Source organism: Enterobacter cloacae complex sp. S2 (assembly GCF_015159675.1).
Lineage (GTDB): Bacteria > Pseudomonadota > Gammaproteobacteria > Enterobacterales > Enterobacteriaceae > Enterobacter > Enterobacter intestinihominis.
The window spans coordinates 15,669-34,334 of sequence record NZ_JADDTS010000024.1 but is presented as its reverse complement, the minus strand read 5'-3'; the positions used below and the strand labels follow the sequence as shown (position 1 = coordinate 34,334).

Here is an 18,666-nt window from a genome sequence, read left to right as displayed (position 1 = left end):
GCGGTCTGTGTGTCGGGTGGCGCTCACGCTTACCCGACCTACAATGTTCGTGCGGTCTGTGTGTCGGGTGGCGCTTACGCTTACCCGACCTACAATGTTCGTGAGGTCTGTGTGTCGGGTGGCGCTCACGCTTACCCGACCTACAATGTTCGTGCGGTCTGTGTGTCGGGTGGCGCTTACGCATACCCGACCTACAATGTTCGTGGGGTCTGTGTGTCGGGTGGCGCTTACGCTTACCCGACCTACAATGTTCGTGCGGTCTGTGGTGTCGGGTGGCGCTCACGCTTACCCGACCTACAAAGTTCGAGGATTTATGTAGGCCGGGTAAGGCGTAGCCGCCACCCGGCTTTGTTCTACCAGGTCCAGGTTTTACTGGGCGTCACCACCGCCGGCAACGGCACATCCCATTTCTCCACGGGTAATGCCTCCACGCCCTGACAATCATGCGCATAGCCCACCGGCTGCAATCCGTACTGCTGCCAGTTTTGTAGCGTTCTGTCGTAAAAACCACCGCCCATTCCCAGGCGCTGTCCCTGCTCGTCAAATGCCACCAGCGGCGTAATCAGCACATCCAGTTCAGATAGCGGCAGCACATCGCGCACGTCGAGTTTGGGTTCGGTGATTTTCAGACGATTCACCACCAGCTCGCTGTGCGGATGGTAGTGCAGAAACAGCAGATTGCCCCGGCTAAAGGGATGCAGCACCGGCAGATAAACTTTTTTCCCGGCGCGCCAGAGCTGGTCGATAAGCGGTTGGGTATCCAGCTCACCATCAAACGAAAGAAACAAGGCGACGGTGTTTGCCATCACCACAGGCGGATAGGCCATCATACGGGCGGCGGCCTGCTGGGCAAACTGTGCCTGTTGTTCGGCGCTTAAGGCACGACGACGCTGGCGAATGAGCTGACGGATATCCTGGCGTGAAGCAGAAACTTCAGGGAATTGAGTCATGGTTGTTGGTAGAAGAAGAGAGAGGGAATCTCCGAGATGCCGCCGCAGGCTGTAACCCTTGAACCCTTGGTTCAAGGTGAATGTGTCGTCATAGTTTTAAGGCTTCTCGGACGGACCGAGCATGCTCACCAACCATGGAGCGCCACATTCTTGTGGTATGAAATATCGGCTCAGGGGACTGGCCCGCTTGCAAACATCTCAGAGAAATTTTGTCTTCACAGTTACTCTACCATAGTCAACTGAGAAGTGTTATTCAAACTTTGGTCCCGGTCTTTCAGGACTGCGACCTTGATCAAGCAATGCCTGTTCAATGGTCTGCTGGAGCATTTTAATGCGCTGCTCCATGCTTGCCGCGTAATCGCGGGTCTTCGCTTTTTCCTGAGTCAGTTCATAGCTGATGTTCAACGCGGCGATGAAAACCAGCTGCTCAGTATTTGTGACTCTAGTGCGTTCTTTTAGATCTTGCAACCGCTGATTCAAATCGTCCGCAGCCTGATTCAAAGCATCCCTTTGTTCAGGCGGACAATTCACTCGCAGTGAACGGCCAAAAATCTGGAGATCGACGGGTTGTGCAGACATGCCACCTTCCTGCTGATTGACTGCGCTGCCTTCGCTTACTGCCCCGGGGGCTGCGAAGGGGCGACACTATAGCTACCCTGATGTGAAGATACAAGCCCTTTTCTGGTATCACCAGGGTCCAAAGTGGTAGCATATCATGAATATCCTCCCTTTGATGACGAATGCGTATGTCTATACAGAACGAAATGCCTGGTTACAAGGATTTAAACCAGTTACTGAACCAGCAGGGAGTCGGTCTAACCCCTGCCGAAATGCACGGTCTGATCAGCGGCATACTGTGCGGCGGAAACAGCGACAGCTCATGGCAGCCGCTGATCCACGACCTCACCAACGAAGGGCTGGCGTTTGGCCACGAACTGGCGGAAGCGCTGCGTAAAATGCACGCCGCAACCAGCGATTCCCTGGAAGACGATGGCTTTCTTTTTCAGCTTTATCTGCCTGAAGGCGACGATGTCAGCGTCTTCGATCGCGCTGATGCGCTCGCGGGGTGGGTAAACCACTATCTGCTTGGCCTGGGTGTAACCCAGCCTAAACTGGATAAAGTGACCGGCGAAGCGGGTGAAGCGATCGACGATCTGCGTAACATCGCCCAGCTCGGCTACGATGAAGACGAAGACCAGGAAGAGCTGGAGATGTCTCTCGAAGAGATCATCGAGTACGTGCGCGTGGCGTCTCTGCTGTGCCACGACAACTTTACGCGCTCGCAGCCGACCGCGCCGGAAGTTCGCAAGCCAACATTACACTAAGAAAAATAACGCACAGGAGGGTGTCATGGTTATCTCCAGTCAAGAGTATTCTCGCCGTCGTCAGGCGCTGCTGGCAAAAATGCAGCCGGGAAGCGCTGCCCTGATTTTCGCCGCGCCGGAAGTGACGCGCAGCGCCGACAGCGAATACCCCTATCGCCAGAGCAGCGATTTCTGGTACTTCACCGGGTTTAACGAGCCGGAAGCGGTACTGGTGCTGATTAAAAGCAATGACACCCACAACCACAGCGTGATTTTCAACCGCGTTCGCGATCTGACTGCGGAAATCTGGTTTGGTCGCCGCTTAGGGCAGGAGGCGGCGCCGGGAAAACTGGGCGTGGACCGCGCGCTGGCCTACAGCGAAATCAACCAGCAGCTCTATCAACTGCTCAACGGTCTGGACGTGCTCTATCACGCGCAGGGTGAATACGCGTATGCGGATGAGATTGTTTTCACTGCGCTGGATAAGCTGCGTAAAGGCTCACGTCAGAATTTGTCTGCACCCGCAACCCTGACAGACTGGCGACCGGTGGTGCATGAGATGCGCCTGTTTAAGTCTGAAGAAGAGCTGAATGTGATGCGCCGCGCGGGCGAAATCAGCGCCCTGGCGCATACCCGCGCCATGGAAAAGTGCCGTCCCGGTATGTTCGAGTACCAGCTTGAAGGGGAAATTCACCATGAATTTAACCGTCACGGCGCGCGCTTCCCGTCCTATAACACCATCGTAGGCGGCGGGGAAAACGGCTGCATTCTGCACTACACCGAAAACGAAAGTGAACTGCGCGACGGCGATCTGGTGCTGATTGACGCCGGCTGTGAATATCAGGGTTACGCGGGCGATATCACCCGTACCTTCCCGGTGAACGGTAAATTCACCCCAGCGCAGCGTGAAATCTATGACATCGTGCTTGAGTCTCTGGAGACCGCGCTGACGCTGTTCCGCCCGGGCACCTCCATCCAGGAGGTTACGGGCGAGGTGGTGCGCATCATGATTACCGGGCTGGTGAAGCTCGGCATTCTGAGAGGCGATGTGGACACCCTTATAACCGAAAACGCCCATCGCCCGTACTTTATGCATGGCCTGAGCCACTGGCTGGGGCTGGATGTGCATGACGTGGGGGCATACGGTCCGGAACGTTCGCGCGTGCTGGAGCCTGGCATGGTGCTGACCGTTGAGCCGGGGCTGTACATCGCGCCGGATGCCGACGTGCCGGAACAGTACCGCGGGATCGGCATTCGTATTGAAGATGACATCGTCATCACCGAAACCGGTAACGAAAACCTGACCGCGACCGTGGTGAAAAAAGCCGACGACATCGAGGCGCTGATGGCGGCGGCACGCGGATGAGCGTAATCATCGTTGGCGGAGGCATGACCGGCGCTACTCTGGCGCTGGCTATTTCGCGGTTAACCCAGGGCCAGCTTCCGGTGCATCTGGTTGAGGCGGTCGCGCCGCAGGCGACCGATCATCCCGGTTTCGACGCCCGCGCTATCGCGCTGGCGCAGGGAACCTGTCAGCAGCTTGCGCGTATTGGGATCTGGCAGGTGATAGCGGATTGCGCAACGGCGATCGGCACCGTTCACGTCAGCGATCGCGGGCACGCCGGGTTTGTGACGCTGGATGCCCACGATTACCGGATCGAGGCGCTGGGGCAGGTTGTCGAGCTGCATGACGTAGGGCTGCGGCTGTTCCGTCTGTTACAGGACGCGCCTGGCGTCACGCTGCACTGTCCGGCGCGCGTCGCCAGCTTTAGCCGCCGTGACGAAGCCGTCAGCGTGACGCTGGACAACGGCACCACGCTGGAGGGGGAACTGCTGGTGGCGGCGGATGGTTCACGCTCCGCGATCGCCACGCAGTGCGGCGTCGAATTGCGCTCTGAACCCTATGGGCAGGTGGCGGTCATCGCTAACGTCTCTACGGCTGGCACGCATAACGGCAGGGCATTTGAGCGCTTCACGGAGCACGGCCCGCTGGCCATGCTGCCGATGTCGAACGGGCGCTGCTCGCTGGTGTGGTGCCATGCGCAGGACCGGGCCGATGAGGTTCTCTCCTGGTCCGACGAACGTTTTAGTTCCGAGCTGCAAAAAGCCTTCGGCTGGCGGCTTGGGCGTATCACCCAGGCCGGAAAACGCGTGGCCTATCCGCTCGCGCTGACGACCGCATCGCAGACTGTCTCCCATCGCGTCGCTCTGGTCGGCAACGCCGCGCAGACGCTGCACCCCATCGCCGGGCAAGGCTTTAACCTTGGCCTGCGCGACGTGATGAGCCTGGCTGAGCTACTGGCGCAGACGTGGAGCGAACAACAGGATTGTGGCGCATACTCAGTGCTTAGCCATTACCAGAAACGACGTCAGGCGGACAAAGCGGCGACCATTGGCGTTACCGACGGTTTAGTCCACCTGTTTGCCAATCGCTGGGCACCGCTGGTTGCGGGTCGCAACCTTGGGCTGATGGCGATGGAACTGTTCATTCCGGCACGTGACGTGCTGGCGCAGCGGACCCTGGGTTGGGTCGCGCGTTAAGGAGTAATCACCGTGCAAAATGTTGATGTCGCCATTGTCGGCGGCGGAATGGTAGGACTGGCCCTGGCCTGTGGTTTACAGGGCAGCGGCCTACGCGTGGCGGTGCTTGAGCAAAACGCGCCGCAGCCCGTGGCGCAGGATGCACCGCCGGAGCTGCGCGTCTCGGCGATCAATGCCGCCAGCGAAAAGCTACTGACGCACCTTGGCGTCTGGTCTGAAATCGTGGCGCTGCGTGCCAGCTGTTACCATGGCATGGAAGTGTGGGATAAAGACAGCTTCGGCCATATCGCGTTTGACGATGAAAGCATGGGCTACAGCCACCTTGGGCACATCGTTGAAAACGCGGTGATTCACCACGCGCTGTGGCAAAAAGCGCAGCAGTGCAGCGACGTCACGCTGATCGCACCGGCGAAACTTCAGCAGGTGGCGTGGGGCGAAAACGACGCGTTTATCACTCTTGAAAGCGGCGACATGCTGACCGCGCGGCTGGTAGTGGGTGCCGACGGCGCCAATTCCTGGCTGCGTAACAAAGCGGATATTCCGCTGACCTTCTGGGATTACCGTCATCACGCCCTGGTTGCCACAATCCGCACCGAAGAGCCGCATGGCGGCGTGGCGCGCCAGATTTTCCACAATGATGGCATTCTGGCCTTCCTGCCGCTTGCCGATCCGCATCTCTGCTCCATCGTCTGGTCTTTAGAGCCGGAGAAAGCACAGCAGATGCAGGAGGCGACGCCGGACGCCTTTAATCAGGCGCTATGCGTGGCGTTTGATAACCGTCTGGGCCTGTGCACGCTTGAAAGCGAACGCCAGGCGTTTCCGTTAACCGGTCGCTACGCGCGTCAGTTTGCGGCGCACCGTCTGGCGTTGGTGGGGGATGCGGCGCATACGATTCATCCGCTGGCCGGGCAGGGGGTGAACCTCGGCTTTATGGACGCGGCCGAGCTGGTTGAAGAGCTGCGTCGTCTGCATCGGGAAGGTAAAGATATTGGTCAGCATCTGTATCTGCGTCGCTACGAGCGCAGCCGCAAACACAGTGCGGCGATGATGCTGGCGGGTATGCAGGGCTTCCGCGAGCTATTTGCCGGAGCGAACCCGGCGAAAAAACTGCTGCGCGATATCGGCCTCAAACTGGCCGACACCCTTCCCGGCGTCAAACCGCAGCTTCTTCGTCAGGCAATGGGCCTTAACGATCTTCCCGACTGGTTACGTTAATCTCGATCCCCGTCACACTTTATTTTCCCGGCCTTCGCGCCGGGGAAATCTCCTCGTTTGAAATAATCTAATTTCACGTCATTTTTCGCATTAGAAAATCTAATCTTACAATTTTTATGTTACGGAAATTCGGCCCGTTTTTCCGCACGAAATATCACCTTCTGCTAAATCCTGTTAGCTCGATGTTAATTTTATGCGGGTTTAATCGCATTTTACCAGTGAATAACTCTGTAGGCTTTTCAGCGATTTTTGGTCATAAGCTAATGTGATGACCCATTTTACCTTATGGTTAACCGCCGGTTTCGGTGGTAAGTTCAGGTAAAAGAGAACGTTTGCGTCGGCCCTCGATCGCGAGGTCGACACCGGGTTTCACGGTGAATTTTTCAACGAGGAAAAGATGGCTCAACAGACTCCTTTATACGAACAGCACGTGTTATGCGGCGCCCGCATGGTGGACTTCCACGGCTGGATGATGCCGCTGCACTACGGCTCGCAGATTGATGAGCACCACGCGGTGCGCACCGATGCCGGTATGTTCGACGTGTCTCATATGACGATTGTCGACCTGCGCGGAAGCCGCACCCGGGAGTTTTTGCGTTATCTGCTGGCAAACGACGTCGCCAAACTAAAAACGCCGGGCAAAGCGCTCTATACCGGCATGCTCAATGCCTCTGGCGGCGTGATTGACGACCTCATCGTCTACTACTTCACCGAAGATTTCTTCCGCCTCGTTGTAAACTCCGCCACCCGCGAAAAAGACCTCTCCTGGATTTCCCAACACGCTGAACCCTACGCCATCGACATCACCGTTCGTGACGATCTGTCGCTGATTGCGGTGCAGGGGCCAAACGCCCAGGCGAAAGCCGCGTCTCTGTTCAGCGACGAGCAGCGCAAAGCAACCGAAGGCATGAAGCCGTTCTTCGGCGTGCAGGCGGGGGATCTGTTTATCGCCACCACCGGCTACACCGGTGAAGCGGGCTACGAAATTGCAATGCCAAACGAAAAGGCCGCCGATTTCTGGCGTGCGCTGGTGGAGGCGGGTGTGAAGCCTGCGGGCCTGGGCGCGCGCGATACGCTGCGTCTGGAAGCGGGGATGAACCTCTACGGTCAGGAGATGGACGAAGGCGTCTCACCGCTGGCGGCCAACATGGGCTGGACCATCGCGTGGGAACCGGCTGACCGTGATTTTATTGGCCGTGAAGCGCTGGAGATGCAGCGCGAGAAGGGCACTGAACAGCTGGTTGGCCTGGTGATGAAAGAAAAAGGCGTTCTGCGCGGCGAGCTGCCGGTGCGCTTCACCGATGCCGATGGCAATCATCGCGAAGGCGTGATCACCAGCGGAACGTTCTCCCCGACGCTCGGCTACAGTATTGCACTGGCACGCGTGCCAGCGGGGATTGGCGAAACGGCGGTGGTGCAGATCCGCAACCGCGAAATGCCGGTCAACGTGACCAAACCGATTTTTGTTCGCGCCGGTAAGCCGGTCGCCTAACTATTTTTATCAGGAGAACTTCAATGAGCAATGTGCCAGCAGAACTGAAATACAGCAAAGAACACGAGTGGCTGCGCAAAGAGGCGGACGGCACTTACACCGTTGGGATCACCGAGCACGCGCAGGAACTGCTGGGCGACATGGTGTTTGTTGACCTGCCGGAAGTGGGCGCAACCGTGAGCGCAGGCGACGACTGTGCGGTGGCGGAATCCGTTAAAGCGGCCTCTGACATCTACGCTCCGGTGAGCGGTGAAATTGTTGCCGTGAACGACGCGCTGAGCGACTCCCCGGAGCTGGTGAACAGCGAGCCTTATGAAGGCGGCTGGATCTTTAAGATCAAAGCCAGCGACGAAGCGCAGGTTGCCGCGCTGCTGGATGCGACCGCGTACGAAGCACTACTGGAAGACGAATAACGTTGTGCCGGATGGCGCTGCGCTTATCCGGCCTACAGATCTACTTAGGCCCGGTAAGCGTTAGCGCCACCGGGCAACAGCGTTACAGATAATTACGATTCACTGCACGTTTCAGGAACCATCGCTCATGACACAGACTTTAAGCCAGCTTGAAAACCGTGGCGCCTTCATTGAACGTCACATTGGGCCGGATGCTCAGCAACAGCAGGAGATGCTGAAGACAGTTGGCGCGGATTCATTAAACGCACTGATCGGCCAGATCGTGCCAAAAGACATCCAGCTTGCCACACCGCCGCAGGTAGGCGAGTCCACGACGGAGTTCGCCGCGCTGGCGGAGCTGAAGGCCATCGCCGGCCTTAACAAGCGCTATAAGTCTTACATCGGCATGGGCTACACCAACGTGCAATTACCGCCGGTGATCCTGCGTAATATGCTGGAAAATCCGGGCTGGTACACCGCTTACACCCCGTATCAGCCAGAAGTCTCCCAGGGCCGTCTGGAAGCGCTGCTGAACTTCCAGCAGGTGACGCTGGATCTGACCGGTATGGATATCGCCTCTGCCTCGCTGCTGGATGAAGCCACTGCCGCCGCTGAAGCGATGGCGATGGCGAAGCGCGTGAGCAAGCTGAAAAACGCCAACCGCTTCTTCGTCGCGGCGGACGTGCATCCCCAGACGCTGGACGTGGTGCGCACCCGTGCGGAAACCTTCGGCTTTGAGGTGATTGTCGACGACGCTGACAAAGTGCTGGATCACCAGGACGTCTTCGGCGTGCTGTTACAGCAGGTGGGCACCACCGGGGAAGTGCATGATTACAGCGCGCTGATCGCCGAGCTCAAATCCCGTAAGGTTATTGTTAGCGTCGCCGCTGATTTTATGGCGCTGGTGCTGCTGACGGCGCCAGGTAAACAGGGCGCGGATATTGTCTTCGGCTCAGCGCAACGCTTCGGCGTGCCGATGGGCTACGGCGGCCCGCACGCGGCGTTCTTTGGCGCGAAAGATGAATTTAAACGTTCCATGCCAGGCCGTATTATCGGCGTATCGAAAGATGCCGCCGGTAACACCGCGCTGCGCATGGCGATGCAGACCCGCGAGCAGCATATCCGCCGCGAGAAAGCGAACTCCAACATCTGTACCTCGCAGGTGCTGCTGGCTAACATTGCCAGCTTATACGCGGTGTTCCACGGTCCGGCAGGTCTGAAACGCATTGCCAGCCGCATCCACCGTCTGGCCGATATCCTGGCCTGCGGTCTGCAACAGAAAGGTCTCAGACTGCGTCATGAGCACTACTTCGACACCCTGTGCGTCGAGGTGGCAGACAAAGCGGCCGTGCTGGCGCGCGCCGAGGCAGCACAAATCAACCTGCGCAGCGACATTCACAATGCGGTCGGTATTACGCTGGACGAAAGCACCACCCGTGACGATATCCTGACCCTGTTCAACGTATTGCTGGGTGACGCACAGGGTCTGGACGTTGATACGCTCGACAAAGAGGTTGCGCTCGACAGCCGCTCCATTCAGGAAAGCATGCTGCGCGACGACGCGATCCTGACTCACCCGGTGTTCAACCGCTATCACAGCGAAACCGAGATGATGCGTTACATGCACTCTCTGGAACGTAAAGATCTGGCGCTGAACCAGGCGATGATCCCGCTGGGCTCCTGCACCATGAAGCTGAACGCCGCGGCTGAGATGATCCCAATCACCTGGCCTGAATTCTCCGAGCTGCACCCGTTCTGCCCGGCTGAGCAGGCGGAAGGTTATCACATGATGATCAACCAGCTCTCCGACTGGCTGGTGAAGCTGACCGGGTACGACGCGCTCTGCATGCAGCCGAACTCCGGTGCGCAGGGTGAATACGCCGGTCTGCTGGCGATCCGTCACTATCACGAAAGCCGCAACGAAGGCCACCGCGATATCTGTCTGATCCCAAGCTCTGCCCACGGTACCAACCCGGCTTCTGCCCAGATGGCAGGAATGGAAGTGGTGGTTGTGGCGTGCGACAAAAACGGCAACATCGATCTGGCCGACCTGCGCGCGAAAGCCGAGCAGGCAGGCGACAAACTCTCCTGCATCATGGTGACCTACCCGTCCACCCACGGCGTGTACGAAGAAACGATCCGTGAAGTATGTGAAGTGGTGCATCAGTTCGGCGGCCAGGTTTACCTCGACGGCGCGAACATGAACGCCCAGGTGGGCATTACCTCTCCGGGCTTTATTGGCGCGGACGTGTCGCACCTCAACCTGCATAAAACGTTCTGCATTCCGCACGGCGGCGGCGGCCCGGGCATGGGCCCAATCGGCGTCAAAGCGCACCTGGCACCGTTTGTGCCAGGCCATAGCGTGGTGCAGATTGAAGGCATGCTGACCCGTCAGGGCGCGGTCTCCGCGGCACCGTTCGGCAGCGCCTCTATCCTGCCAATCAGCTGGATGTACATCCGCATGATGGGCGCGGAAGGGCTCAAGCAGGCCAGCCAGGTGGCGATCCTCAACGCCAACTACATCGCAACACGTCTGAAAGACGCCTATCCGGTGCTCTACACCGGCCGCGATGGTCGCGTGGCGCACGAATGCATCCTCGATATTCGTCCTCTGAAAGAAGAGACGGGCATCAGCGAGCTGGATATTGCCAAGCGTCTGATCGACTACGGCTTCCACGCGCCAACCATGTCCTTCCCGGTTGCAGGAACGCTGATGGTTGAGCCGACCGAGTCTGAAAGCAAGGTGGAGCTGGATCGCTTTATCGACGCGATGCTGGCGATCCGCAGCGAAATCGACCGCGTGAAAGGCGGGGAATGGACGCTGGAAGATAACCCGCTGGTCAACGCGCCGCATACCCAGAACGAACTGGTGGCAGAGTGGAACCACGGTTATACCCGCGAGCTGGCTGTCTTCCCGGCAGGTGTAGCAAACAAATACTGGCCAACCGTGAAACGTCTTGATGATGTTTACGGCGACCGTAACCTGTTCTGCTCCTGCGTGCCGATGAGCGAATACCAGTAACGTTGTTCCTGTAGTAACGTAGGCCGGGTAAGGCGAAGCCGCCACCCGGCTTTTTTATTGGGAGAAAAGAATGGCAATTGCATTGGTCACCGGCGCCAGCCGGGGTATTGGTAAAGCCACCGCGCTACAGCTGGCAAGCGAAGGCTACACCGTTGCGGTGAATTTTCATCACAACATCAAAGCCGCGACAGAGGTCATTAATCAGATCGTGGACGCGGGTGGTAAGGCCTTTGCCGTGCGCGCGGATATCAGCGATGAATCGCAGGTGATGGCGATGTTCGACAGCATCGATCGCGAAGGTGAGCCGCTCGCCGCGCTGGTGAACAACGCCGGGATTTTGTTTGAACAATCCTCCATCGAAAACCTCTCCGCTGAACGTATTAACCGCGTGCTGTCCACCAACGTCACTGGCTATTTTCTCTGCTGCCGTGAGGCGGTGAAGCGCATGTCGCATAAACACGGCGGCAAGGGCGGCGCGATTGTGAATGTCTCCTCGGCGGCCTCACGACTGGGCGCACCGGGGGAGTATGTGGATTATGCTGCCTCCAAAGGGGCGGTGGATTCCCTCACCACCGGCCTCGCGCTGGAGGTGGCGGCGCAGGGCATTCGAGTTAACTGCGTGCGGCCAGGCCTGATTTATACCGATATTCACGCCTCCGGCGGCGAGCCGGGGCGTGTGGATCGGGTGAAGTCGATGTTACCGATGCAGCGTGGCGGTCAGCCGGAGGAGGTCGCCCAGGCCATTTCCTGGCTGCTGAGCGACAAAGCCTCCTATGTCACCGGTAGCTTCCTGGAGCTGGCTGGCGGGAAGTAACGCTACGACGCCAGCCACAGCCGCAGGCGCATTCCCCAGCCGCTGGTCCAGCCGGTGGTGATCGACTTCACTTCACCGTGAGAGATCACCACAAGCGTTGGCGTCACCTGAACGTCCCACTGACGCGCCAGTTCTCCGCTGGCGTCGTTGACCGTGGGCATCATCGCCTTCTTCTTTCTCATCCATGTTTCGAGCGTCGCGTTATCGCCCGAGCGCAGCGCAACCGACATCACGTTACCCCCGTCCGCGGCAATCGCCGCCACCGACGGCGTGGTGTAGCGGCAGACGCCGCACCATGTCGCCCAGACGTAGACCAGCAGCGGTCGCTCCTTACTCATGGCGATAAGATCGACGGGCTGACCGTCGAGGGTGTGCAGTGCCGTCGCGGAGAAATTCTGCGGCAGCGCGGGCTGGCGGAAATAGTCCACCGCCAGGCTCACGGCTACGCCAATCAGCAGCCACACGGCCAGCTCGCGCAGCAGGCGCGAAAGCTTACTTGCCACGGGTGTTTGCCAGCTGTTCTTTGACTAGCCCCTCCAGATCGTCATACGGGATTGCGCCCGCCACCATCTGGTCACCGATGATGGTCGCCGGGGTGCCCTGAATATTCAGCACCTGCGCCAGGATCAGGTTCATCTTTACGCTGTCCATAGTTTTATCATCGGTTTTAATGCTGTCCGTCCCGGTCTTCACCTGCGCGGCGGCGATGCTGGCGTCATCGTGATAGCCCTTTTTCATCATCAGCCGCTGGTGTAGTGCCCAGAATTGATCCGGCGCCTGCTGCCACGTTGAGAGCGCCGCTTTCGCGGCATTTACCGAGCTTTGTCCCTTGAACGGCAGCAGTTTGATGATGAGCTGCACGTCGGGATTTTCCTGCACGATTTTCTCCAGCATTGGGTCGAACTGCTTGCAATACGGGCAGTTGTAGTCTGTGAAGGAGACGATGGTGAGCTTCGGCGATGTCGCGCCGGTTCGCGGGCTGTTGGGGTCGTTAAACAGCAGTTTTGCCAGCTGGTCGTTGGATGCGTCATCTGACGGTGCGGCGAAACCGAACGTTGATAACGACAGCAGAAGTAAGGCAACGAAGGTTCTCATGTTATTTTCCTTTTGCATCGGACAGGGTGCTCAGCACCGCTTCGCGGCTTAACAACGCAGGCAGCACGTGGCCCTGAGGTAATCCCGGTCCGTAGATCTGGTTAAACGGCACGGCGGCGCTGCCGCGCGTGGTTAAAAACTGGCTGATGGTATCTGAGGGGCGGCTCCAGTCGCCGCGCAGGGCGACAACGTCCGGGGCGGAGAGCGCGACCTGCACGTCGTCGCGCAGCAGTACGTTGTATTTATTGGCTTTACAGGTCACGCACCAGTCGGCGGTCACGTCGACGAACACCCGTTTGTTCTCCGCCAGCGCGCGGACAATGGCCTGCTCGCTGAGCGGCTGCCAGTGAATACGATCGCGGCGGGAGCCCTCGCCGCCGGAGCCGGAAACAAACGCGACCACCCCGGCCACCAGTACAGCTAATACCCCGGCGCGCAGTGCCGTTTGCCAGCGGTAGCGCCAGGCGGTGACCAGCAGCAGCGCAAGGATCAGCAGCACGCCCAGCGTGATGACGGGCAGGCTGCCAATGTGCACCGTCAGCAGGCTCAGCAGCCACAGCGATGAGCCGAGCATCATCATCCCCAGCACTACGCGTACAACGTTCATCCAGCGCCCCGGACGCGGCAACCGCTGGGCCAGCCCCGGGCAGGCCGCCACCAGCAGCCACGGCAGGCTCATGCCGATACCCATCGCCAGGAAGATCCCCCACAGCAGGGGAAGCGGCGCCGCCAGCGCGACCGAGACCGCCGTCCCCAGGAACGGCGCGGTGCAGGGTGTCGCCAGCAGCGTGGCAAACGCGCCTTGCCAGAAATGACCCGCAAGCCCGTTGCCGCCGCGCGTGGCGAGGAAGGTGCTGGCGCCGGAAGGGAGACGGATTTCAAACAACCCCAGCAGGCTGGCGCTGAAAAGCACCATCACCAGCGCCATCGCACCAATAAACCACGGGTTCTGGAACTGGATCCCCCAGCCGAGCGCCTGATTGCCTAAACGTAATACCGTCATCATCAGCGCCAGTGCGAGGAACGAGATCACGATCCCGGCTACCGATGCAAGAAACTGTCGGCGTACCTGACCCCGCGCCTGCCGTTCGGTTTGCATCAGCGTGCCCAGCTTCATGGCCAGCACCGGCAGCACGCAGGGCATAACGTTGAGGATCAGGCCACCAGCCAGCGCCATCAGCAGCACCCAGCCTAACGGGAGCGTCGGCGCGGCGTTCCCCGGCTGAATGCTCAGGCTGGACTCCTGCGCCTGCCCGCTATCGGCCAGAACCAGTGACAGGGTTTTGCCGCTGAGGTTGGGCGCGGCCTCGCCCCAGCTGTCCGTCACGGGCACGGTGGCGACCAGCGAATCACCGCGCACGGTGAGGGCCGGTTTGCCGAAATCAACATCATCCATACCGTCGATAAACAGCGACGGCGCCTGCCAGCCTGCGTCACGCTGCGCCGTTACGGTCAGCTTGCCGGGGGCATAGGTGGCGTTAAGCGTTGAGGTCAACCCGCCGCTGAGCGGAAGGGTGCCCATGGCCCGACTGAAATCGTAATCAAAACCGGCGCCTGCGGATGCGGTCATGTTCAGCGAAAACGGGTAGTCGGTAAGAATACAGACGTTGCTACAGGTGGAGAGCGTCAGCACGCCGCTCAGGATCGTCGGGACGTCGCCCCGCAGAGTGAGGGGAAAGCTGACATCGCCGTGATAGCCCTGCGTGGTGATGCCCGCGACGTCGAAACGCTGCGGCACAGGCCAGCGCCAGATCGCCTCGACGGGCTGATGCCATTTAATCGCGGGTGCGACGCCGCCTTCGCCCGGCGAGCGCCAGTAGGTTTTCCAGCCTTTTTGCAGGGTGACGTCCAGCAGCAGGCGGGTTTCGCCAGTGCTTTCAGGTTGCGCACGCAGCCTGACGCTGGCGTGCTGATTATCGGCGGCGCGCAGCCAGCCGCTGTCGGCAGCCTGGCTGAGGGGCAGCCATAGCCAAAGCAGGCAGACCAGCAGTCGCCTGAATACAGTAAACATAAATTTTCTCCGTAAATGATGAATTAACCTGAAGTAACAGGTGAAGGCTCATTCACGGAAGACGCATAATCGCAGATGCACCCTTAACCGGGGCGGGGAGATAACGCGGGGAGGCCACTGCCGTTCGCGGCGCGGTGGACTGGCTGCCAGCAACGCCAGCAGCAGGGTGACGGCAATCAGGGCGCCTTCAAACAAAACAGGCGGGACCGACATCAGCGACTTGGCGCTTAGCTCACACGGGGTTACCGGTGCGTCGGCACTCTCCTGCCCCTGCTGAACAGACTGGCTCGTGGCGGTGACGTTCATGACAAGCGCGTGCATCCCGGCCATCCGCTGGGCGGTACATATCAGTACCACCAGGCAGGCCAGGGCTACAAGCAGGATAGCGTTGCGTTGTCGCTTAATCATGTTCGCCTCAAATATTCAGGATGCCTATATTATCGGGCGAACATATTTTGGCAACGCAAAAGCTGTAAAGAAGTGTCTGGAAGATAAGCAGTTTGCCCTCTCCGCTTGCAGAGAGGGCAAGCCATTACAGCGTTTCGCCGTTGCTGGCAATGACGGTTTTATACCACTCAAAGCTCTTCTTACGGGAGCGGGACATGTCACCGGTGCCGTCGTCGTGCTTGTTGACGTAGATAAAGCCGTAGCGCTTGCTATACTGGCCGGTGGTGAAGGAGACGCAGTCGATGCAGCCCCACGGGGTGTAGCCCATCAGATCCACACCGTCCCAGGTCACCGCCTTCATCATCTCTTCCACATGGGCGCGCAGGTAGTCGATGCGGTAGTCATCGTTGATGCTGCCGTCCTCTTCCACCTTGTCGTAGGCGCCGAAACCATTTTCCACGATAAACAGCGGCTTCTGGTAGCGTTCGTACAGTTCACACAGTGAATAACGCAGGCCCACAGGGTCAATCTGCCAGCCCCAGTCGGACGCCTTGACGTGTGGGTTCGGCACGCTGCCCTCGAAGCCGGAAATGGCGTCACCGGTGCCGCCTTCCGCTTTGACCGCGTTGGTCATGTAGTAGCTGAAACCTAAGTAATCGCAGGTGCCTTCACGCAGGATCTGCTCGTCGCCTGCTTCCATTTTGATGGAGAAGCCACGGCGTTCCCACTCGTTCAGCACGTAAGACGGGTAGTAGCCGCGCAGCTGTACGTCGGTAAAGACGTAGCGCTCGCGCATGGATTCCTGAGCAAACATCACATCTTCTGGCTTGCAGGAGTACGGATAGAGCGCCACCATCGCCAGCATGCAGCCGACTTTCATCTCCGGGTTAATGCGGCGGGCGGCTTTCACCGCCAACGCGCTGGCCACGAACTGGTGGTGCAGCACCTGGTACATGGTCTCTTCCGGGTTGTCGTGCTCGGTATAGACCACGCCAGAGCAGCAGTAGCCGAACAGCGGCGCACGCCAGTTGCGCTGGTTGTTGATTTCGTTGAAGGTCATCCAGTATTTGACCTTATTTTTGTAGCGCTCAAATACCACTTCCGAGAAGCGTACAAAGAAATCGACTACTTTACGGTTGGTCCATCCGCCGTATTCCTGAACGAGGTGCAGCGGCATTTCAAAGTGGGAGAGGGTGATCACCGGCTCGATGTTGTACTTCAGCAGTTCATCGAACATGTCGTCGTAAAACTTCAGCCCCTCTTCGTTTGGCTGAGTTTCGTCGCCTTTCGGGAAGATGCGCGTCCAGGCGATAGAGGTACGGAAACATTTGAAGCCCATCTCGGCAAACAGCTTGATGTCTTCTTTGTAATGGCCGTAAAAGTCGACGGCTTCGTGGTTCGGGTAATATTTGCCTTCAATCACTTCCTGCGTGATTTCACGCGGAACGCCGTGTGCGCCGCCGGTGAGCACGTCGCAAATGCTTGGCCCTTTGCCGCCTTTGTTCCAGCCGCCTTCAACCTGGTGCGCCGCCACCGCGCCGCCCCATAAAAAATCTTTCGGTAAAGTGAGTTTTTTCATCTTTGCTATTCTCAATTCAGGACTTATTGATTTCGAGTCTAGCAAAGCGGAAATAAATGTCACGATATAACATTTTGCGGAAATTGTAATTTGTCACATCAAAAAAACAGGATGTTTTATTCTGTTAATTTCTTCGCCAGTTTCCGGCCTAATGATTCCAGAATATAGATGACGGGAATTTGGGTGGTTATATCGTAAACGCCGCCTATGCGCGTTTGGGGGACATGCCAGGAGAGATTAAAGTCCGCCAGTTTCGCGAGACGAGAATGTTCGTGGCTGGTGACAGAGAGCACCTTGCAGCGATGCAGGCTGAACTGGCTGGCGAAGCGCAGGATTTCCTCGGTTTCTCCGGAGACGGAAAGTACAATGGCCAGTGCATTTTTAGCCATATCGTTAGTGACCGGGAAATAAGGATCGTCGATATGGTTGCTGAATTTCCCGATATTTGAAAAGAAACGTGCGCCATATTTTGCCAGCGATCCGGACGTGCCTGCGCCAACAAAAATAATTCGTTCAGATGATAAAATAATATCGACGGCTTTATCTAATAACGCATCGAACTCTTCGTTATTTACGCTTTTAAAGAAGCTGATAATTTCACTGGCACCAAAATTCGTCTGCTGCGGCTCGTTCTGCTCCAGATAGAGTTTAAAGCGCACCCGAAATTCCGAGTAGCCTTCGCAGTTGAGCTTTCGGCAGAAGCGCAGGATAGTAGTGGTAGAGACTCCCGCCGCATCCGCCAGCTCGCGGATGGTCATGTACATCACTTTGTCACGGTTCTTAATGACATAGTTGTAGACCATCATTTCCAGATTGTTGAGGCTGGCAATGGCGGAATGGCTGAACATACTCACAATGGCTAAACTCGCTGTCGGACACTATCCCTGAAGCATACCATGATGACGAAGGGTGAGAGACGGATTTATCGCCTTGATTACTCAGGTGTTAATGAAATCATTTACACCTGTGCGGTGGATTTATTTTGCATTATACTGATTTGTAAGGATAAATCTTGATTATGGATTTATTTTAGCTAACAGGTGTTCACTGGAATCATTCTCAGTTAGCATAGACTGGCGATGAATAATCATCTTTTGTTTTCCCGGAGTTAAGTATGGTGAGCAGACCATTAATCGCACAGGGATATTCGCTGGCTGAGGAAGTAGCCAACAGTATAAGCCATGGCATTGGCCTGGTGTTTGGGATTGTCGGCTTAGTATTGCTGCTGGTGCAGGCGGTAGATACCAACGCCAGCGCGATGGCCATTACCAGCTACAGCCTGTATGGCGGGAGTATGATCCTGCTTTTCCTTGCCTCAACGCTGTATCACGCTATTCCGCATCAACGGGCGAAGATATGGCTCAAGAAATTTGACCACTGCGCAATCTATCTTCTCATTGCAGGCACTTACACGCCATTTTTGCTGGTGGGGCTCAACTCACCGCTGTCGCGTGGCCTGATGATTGTAATCTGGAGCCTGGCGCTGCTGGGGATCCTGTTCAAGCTGACCATCGCGCACCGGTTCAAAGTGTTGTCGCTGGTCACCTATCTGACAATGGGCTGGCTGTCGCTGATTGTGGTGTATCAGTTAGCCATTAAGCTGGCGGTGGGGGGCGTGACGCTTCTGGCGGTGGGCGGAGTGATCTACTCGCTGGGCGTGATTTTCTACGTCTGCAAGCGTATCCCGTACAACCATGCCATCTGGCACGGCTTTGTGCTGGGCGGCAGCGTGTGCCACTTTCTGGCAATTTATCTGTATGTTGGTCAGGTGTAGTTTTTTTGTAAGGTGCGGTCTGATGCCCTCACCCCGACCCTCTCCCACAGGGCTGAGGGTTCCCCAGTAATTTTTTATGCAGAAGCAATA

At 57.8% G+C, this 18,666-nt stretch carries 17 protein-coding genes and 1 other RNA gene; 9 read left to right on the top strand and 9 right to left on the bottom strand.

All coding sequences use genetic code 11. From position 1 onward, the window contains the following. Positions 1–353: 353 nt before the first annotated feature. From IPZ49_RS12625 to zapA, 3 genes are all read right to left on the bottom strand, one after another. Complete coding sequence (locus IPZ49_RS12625; protein WP_022649320.1) at positions 354–950, bottom strand: 5-formyltetrahydrofolate cyclo-ligase; 597 nt, start codon at positions 948–950, stop codon at positions 354–356. Positions 951–974: 24 nt separating this feature from the next. Further along, positions 975–1,158: non-coding RNA, 6S RNA (gene ssrS, locus IPZ49_RS12620), on the bottom strand. Between the two features lie 41 nt (positions 1,159–1,199). Continuing rightward, complete coding sequence (gene zapA, locus IPZ49_RS12615) at positions 1,200–1,529, bottom strand: cell division protein ZapA (RefSeq protein WP_003860096.1); 330 nt, start codon at positions 1,527–1,529, stop codon at positions 1,200–1,202. A 167-nt stretch (positions 1,530–1,696) separates the two neighbouring features. Between zapA and IPZ49_RS12610 the strand changes: the two genes are divergently transcribed. From IPZ49_RS12610 to IPZ49_RS12575, 8 genes are all read left to right on the top strand, one after another. Further along, positions 1,697–2,275, top strand: a complete 579-nt coding sequence (locus tag IPZ49_RS12610) for a YecA family protein (protein WP_003860099.1) — start codon at positions 1,697–1,699, stop codon at positions 2,273–2,275. Positions 2,276–2,306: 31 nt separating this feature from the next. Next, positions 2,307–3,620, top strand: coding sequence for a Xaa-Pro aminopeptidase (gene pepP / locus IPZ49_RS12605; protein WP_113788156.1), 1,314 nt, complete (start codon positions 2,307–2,309; stop codon positions 3,618–3,620). After that, positions 3,617–4,795 carry a 2-octaprenyl-6-methoxyphenyl hydroxylase gene (gene ubiH / locus IPZ49_RS12600; protein ID WP_063146838.1) on the top strand — a complete coding sequence of 393 codons (1,179 nt, stop codon included), beginning with the start codon at positions 3,617–3,619 and terminating at the stop codon, positions 4,793–4,795. Before pepP ends, ubiH begins: the two co-directional genes overlap by 4 nt. A 12-nt stretch (positions 4,796–4,807) precedes the next feature. Beyond that, entirely contained in the window at positions 4,808–6,010 is a 1,203-nt protein-coding gene (gene ubiI, locus IPZ49_RS12595) for an FAD-dependent 2-octaprenylphenol hydroxylase (RefSeq protein ID WP_022649317.1), read from the top strand. 397 nt (positions 6,011–6,407) lie between these two features. Next, positions 6,408–7,502: a glycine cleavage system aminomethyltransferase GcvT gene (gene gcvT, locus IPZ49_RS12590; RefSeq protein WP_003860107.1), complete on the top strand. Its 1,095-nt coding sequence runs from the start codon at positions 6,408–6,410 to the stop codon at positions 7,500–7,502. A 23-nt stretch (positions 7,503–7,525) separates the two neighbouring features. After that, positions 7,526–7,915, top strand: coding sequence for a glycine cleavage system protein GcvH (gene gcvH / locus IPZ49_RS12585; RefSeq protein ID WP_006811885.1), 390 nt, complete (start codon positions 7,526–7,528; stop codon positions 7,913–7,915). A gap of 127 nt (positions 7,916–8,042) precedes the next feature. Next, positions 8,043–10,916: an aminomethyl-transferring glycine dehydrogenase gene (gene gcvP, locus IPZ49_RS12580; protein WP_045308801.1), complete on the top strand. Its 2,874-nt coding sequence runs from the start codon at positions 8,043–8,045 to the stop codon at positions 10,914–10,916. Between the two features lie 70 nt (positions 10,917–10,986). Continuing rightward, entirely contained in the window at positions 10,987–11,730 is a 744-nt protein-coding gene (locus tag IPZ49_RS12575; protein ID WP_063146839.1) for an SDR family oxidoreductase, read from the top strand. Between the two features lie 2 nt (positions 11,731–11,732). On the opposite strand, the gene IPZ49_RS12570 is transcribed toward IPZ49_RS12575, so the two are convergent. The 6 genes from IPZ49_RS12570 to IPZ49_RS12545 form a co-directional block, all read right to left on the bottom strand. Then, positions 11,733–12,233, bottom strand: a complete 501-nt coding sequence (locus IPZ49_RS12570) for a protein disulfide oxidoreductase (RefSeq protein ID WP_063146840.1) — start codon at positions 12,231–12,233, stop codon at positions 11,733–11,735. Then, positions 12,223–12,825: a DsbA family protein gene (locus IPZ49_RS12565; RefSeq protein WP_058677518.1), complete on the bottom strand. Its 603-nt coding sequence runs from the start codon at positions 12,823–12,825 to the stop codon at positions 12,223–12,225. Before IPZ49_RS12565 ends, IPZ49_RS12570 begins: the two co-directional genes overlap by 11 nt. 1 nt (position 12,826) lies before the next feature. Further along, positions 12,827–14,836, bottom strand: coding sequence for a protein-disulfide reductase DsbD (locus IPZ49_RS12560; RefSeq protein ID WP_063146841.1), 2,010 nt, complete (start codon positions 14,834–14,836; stop codon positions 12,827–12,829). A 48-nt stretch (positions 14,837–14,884) separates the two neighbouring features. After that, entirely contained in the window at positions 14,885–15,244 is a 360-nt protein-coding gene (locus IPZ49_RS12555) for a hypothetical protein (protein ID WP_022649310.1), read from the bottom strand. Between the two features lie 124 nt (positions 15,245–15,368). Next, positions 15,369–16,802 carry a 6-phospho-beta-glucosidase BglA gene (gene bglA, locus IPZ49_RS12550; protein ID WP_022649309.1) on the bottom strand — a complete coding sequence of 478 codons (1,434 nt, stop codon included), beginning with the start codon at positions 16,800–16,802 and terminating at the stop codon, positions 15,369–15,371. A 116-nt stretch (positions 16,803–16,918) separates the two neighbouring features. Continuing rightward, positions 16,919–17,650, bottom strand: coding sequence for a MurR/RpiR family transcriptional regulator (locus IPZ49_RS12545; RefSeq protein WP_063146842.1), 732 nt, complete (start codon positions 17,648–17,650; stop codon positions 16,919–16,921). 266 nt (positions 17,651–17,916) lie between these two features. Between IPZ49_RS12545 and IPZ49_RS12540 the strand changes: the two genes are divergently transcribed. Next, a complete protein-coding gene (locus IPZ49_RS12540) occupies positions 17,917–18,576 on the top strand; it encodes a hemolysin III family protein (RefSeq protein WP_022649307.1) in 660 nt (219 codons plus the stop codon). Positions 18,577–18,666: the final 90 nt, after the last annotated feature.

Bases quoted from the DNA above. Each gene is read 5' to 3' on its own strand.
- IPZ49_RS12625 (WP_022649320.1), bottom strand. From the start codon at position 950: ATGACTCAATTCCCTGAAGTTTCTGCTTCACGCCAGGATATCCGTCAG.
- zapA (WP_003860096.1), bottom strand. From the start codon at position 1,529: ATGTCTGCACAACCCGTCGATCTCCAGATTTTTGGCCGTTCACTGCGA.
- IPZ49_RS12610 (WP_003860099.1), top strand. From the start codon at position 1,697: ATGTCTATACAGAACGAAATGCCTGGTTACAAGGATTTAAACCAGTTA.
- ubiH (WP_063146838.1), top strand. From the start codon at position 3,617: ATGAGCGTAATCATCGTTGGCGGAGGCATGACCGGCGCTACTCTGGCG.
- gcvT (WP_003860107.1), top strand. From the start codon at position 6,408: ATGGCTCAACAGACTCCTTTATACGAACAGCACGTGTTATGCGGCGCC.
- gcvH (WP_006811885.1), top strand. From the start codon at position 7,526: ATGAGCAATGTGCCAGCAGAACTGAAATACAGCAAAGAACACGAGTGG.
- gcvP (WP_045308801.1), top strand. From the start codon at position 8,043: ATGACACAGACTTTAAGCCAGCTTGAAAACCGTGGCGCCTTCATTGAA.
- IPZ49_RS12575 (WP_063146839.1), top strand. From the start codon at position 10,987: ATGGCAATTGCATTGGTCACCGGCGCCAGCCGGGGTATTGGTAAAGCC.
- IPZ49_RS12565 (WP_058677518.1), bottom strand. From the start codon at position 12,825: ATGAGAACCTTCGTTGCCTTACTTCTGCTGTCGTTATCAACGTTCGGT.
- IPZ49_RS12560 (WP_063146841.1), bottom strand. From the start codon at position 14,836: ATGTTTACTGTATTCAGGCGACTGCTGGTCTGCCTGCTTTGGCTATGG.
- IPZ49_RS12555 (WP_022649310.1), bottom strand. From the start codon at position 15,244: ATGATTAAGCGACAACGCAACGCTATCCTGCTTGTAGCCCTGGCCTGC.
- bglA (WP_022649309.1), bottom strand. From the start codon at position 16,802: ATGAAAAAACTCACTTTACCGAAAGATTTTTTATGGGGCGGCGCGGTG.
- IPZ49_RS12545 (WP_063146842.1), bottom strand. From the start codon at position 17,650: ATGTTCAGCCATTCCGCCATTGCCAGCCTCAACAATCTGGAAATGATG.
- IPZ49_RS12540 (WP_022649307.1), top strand. From the start codon at position 17,917: ATGGTGAGCAGACCATTAATCGCACAGGGATATTCGCTGGCTGAGGAA.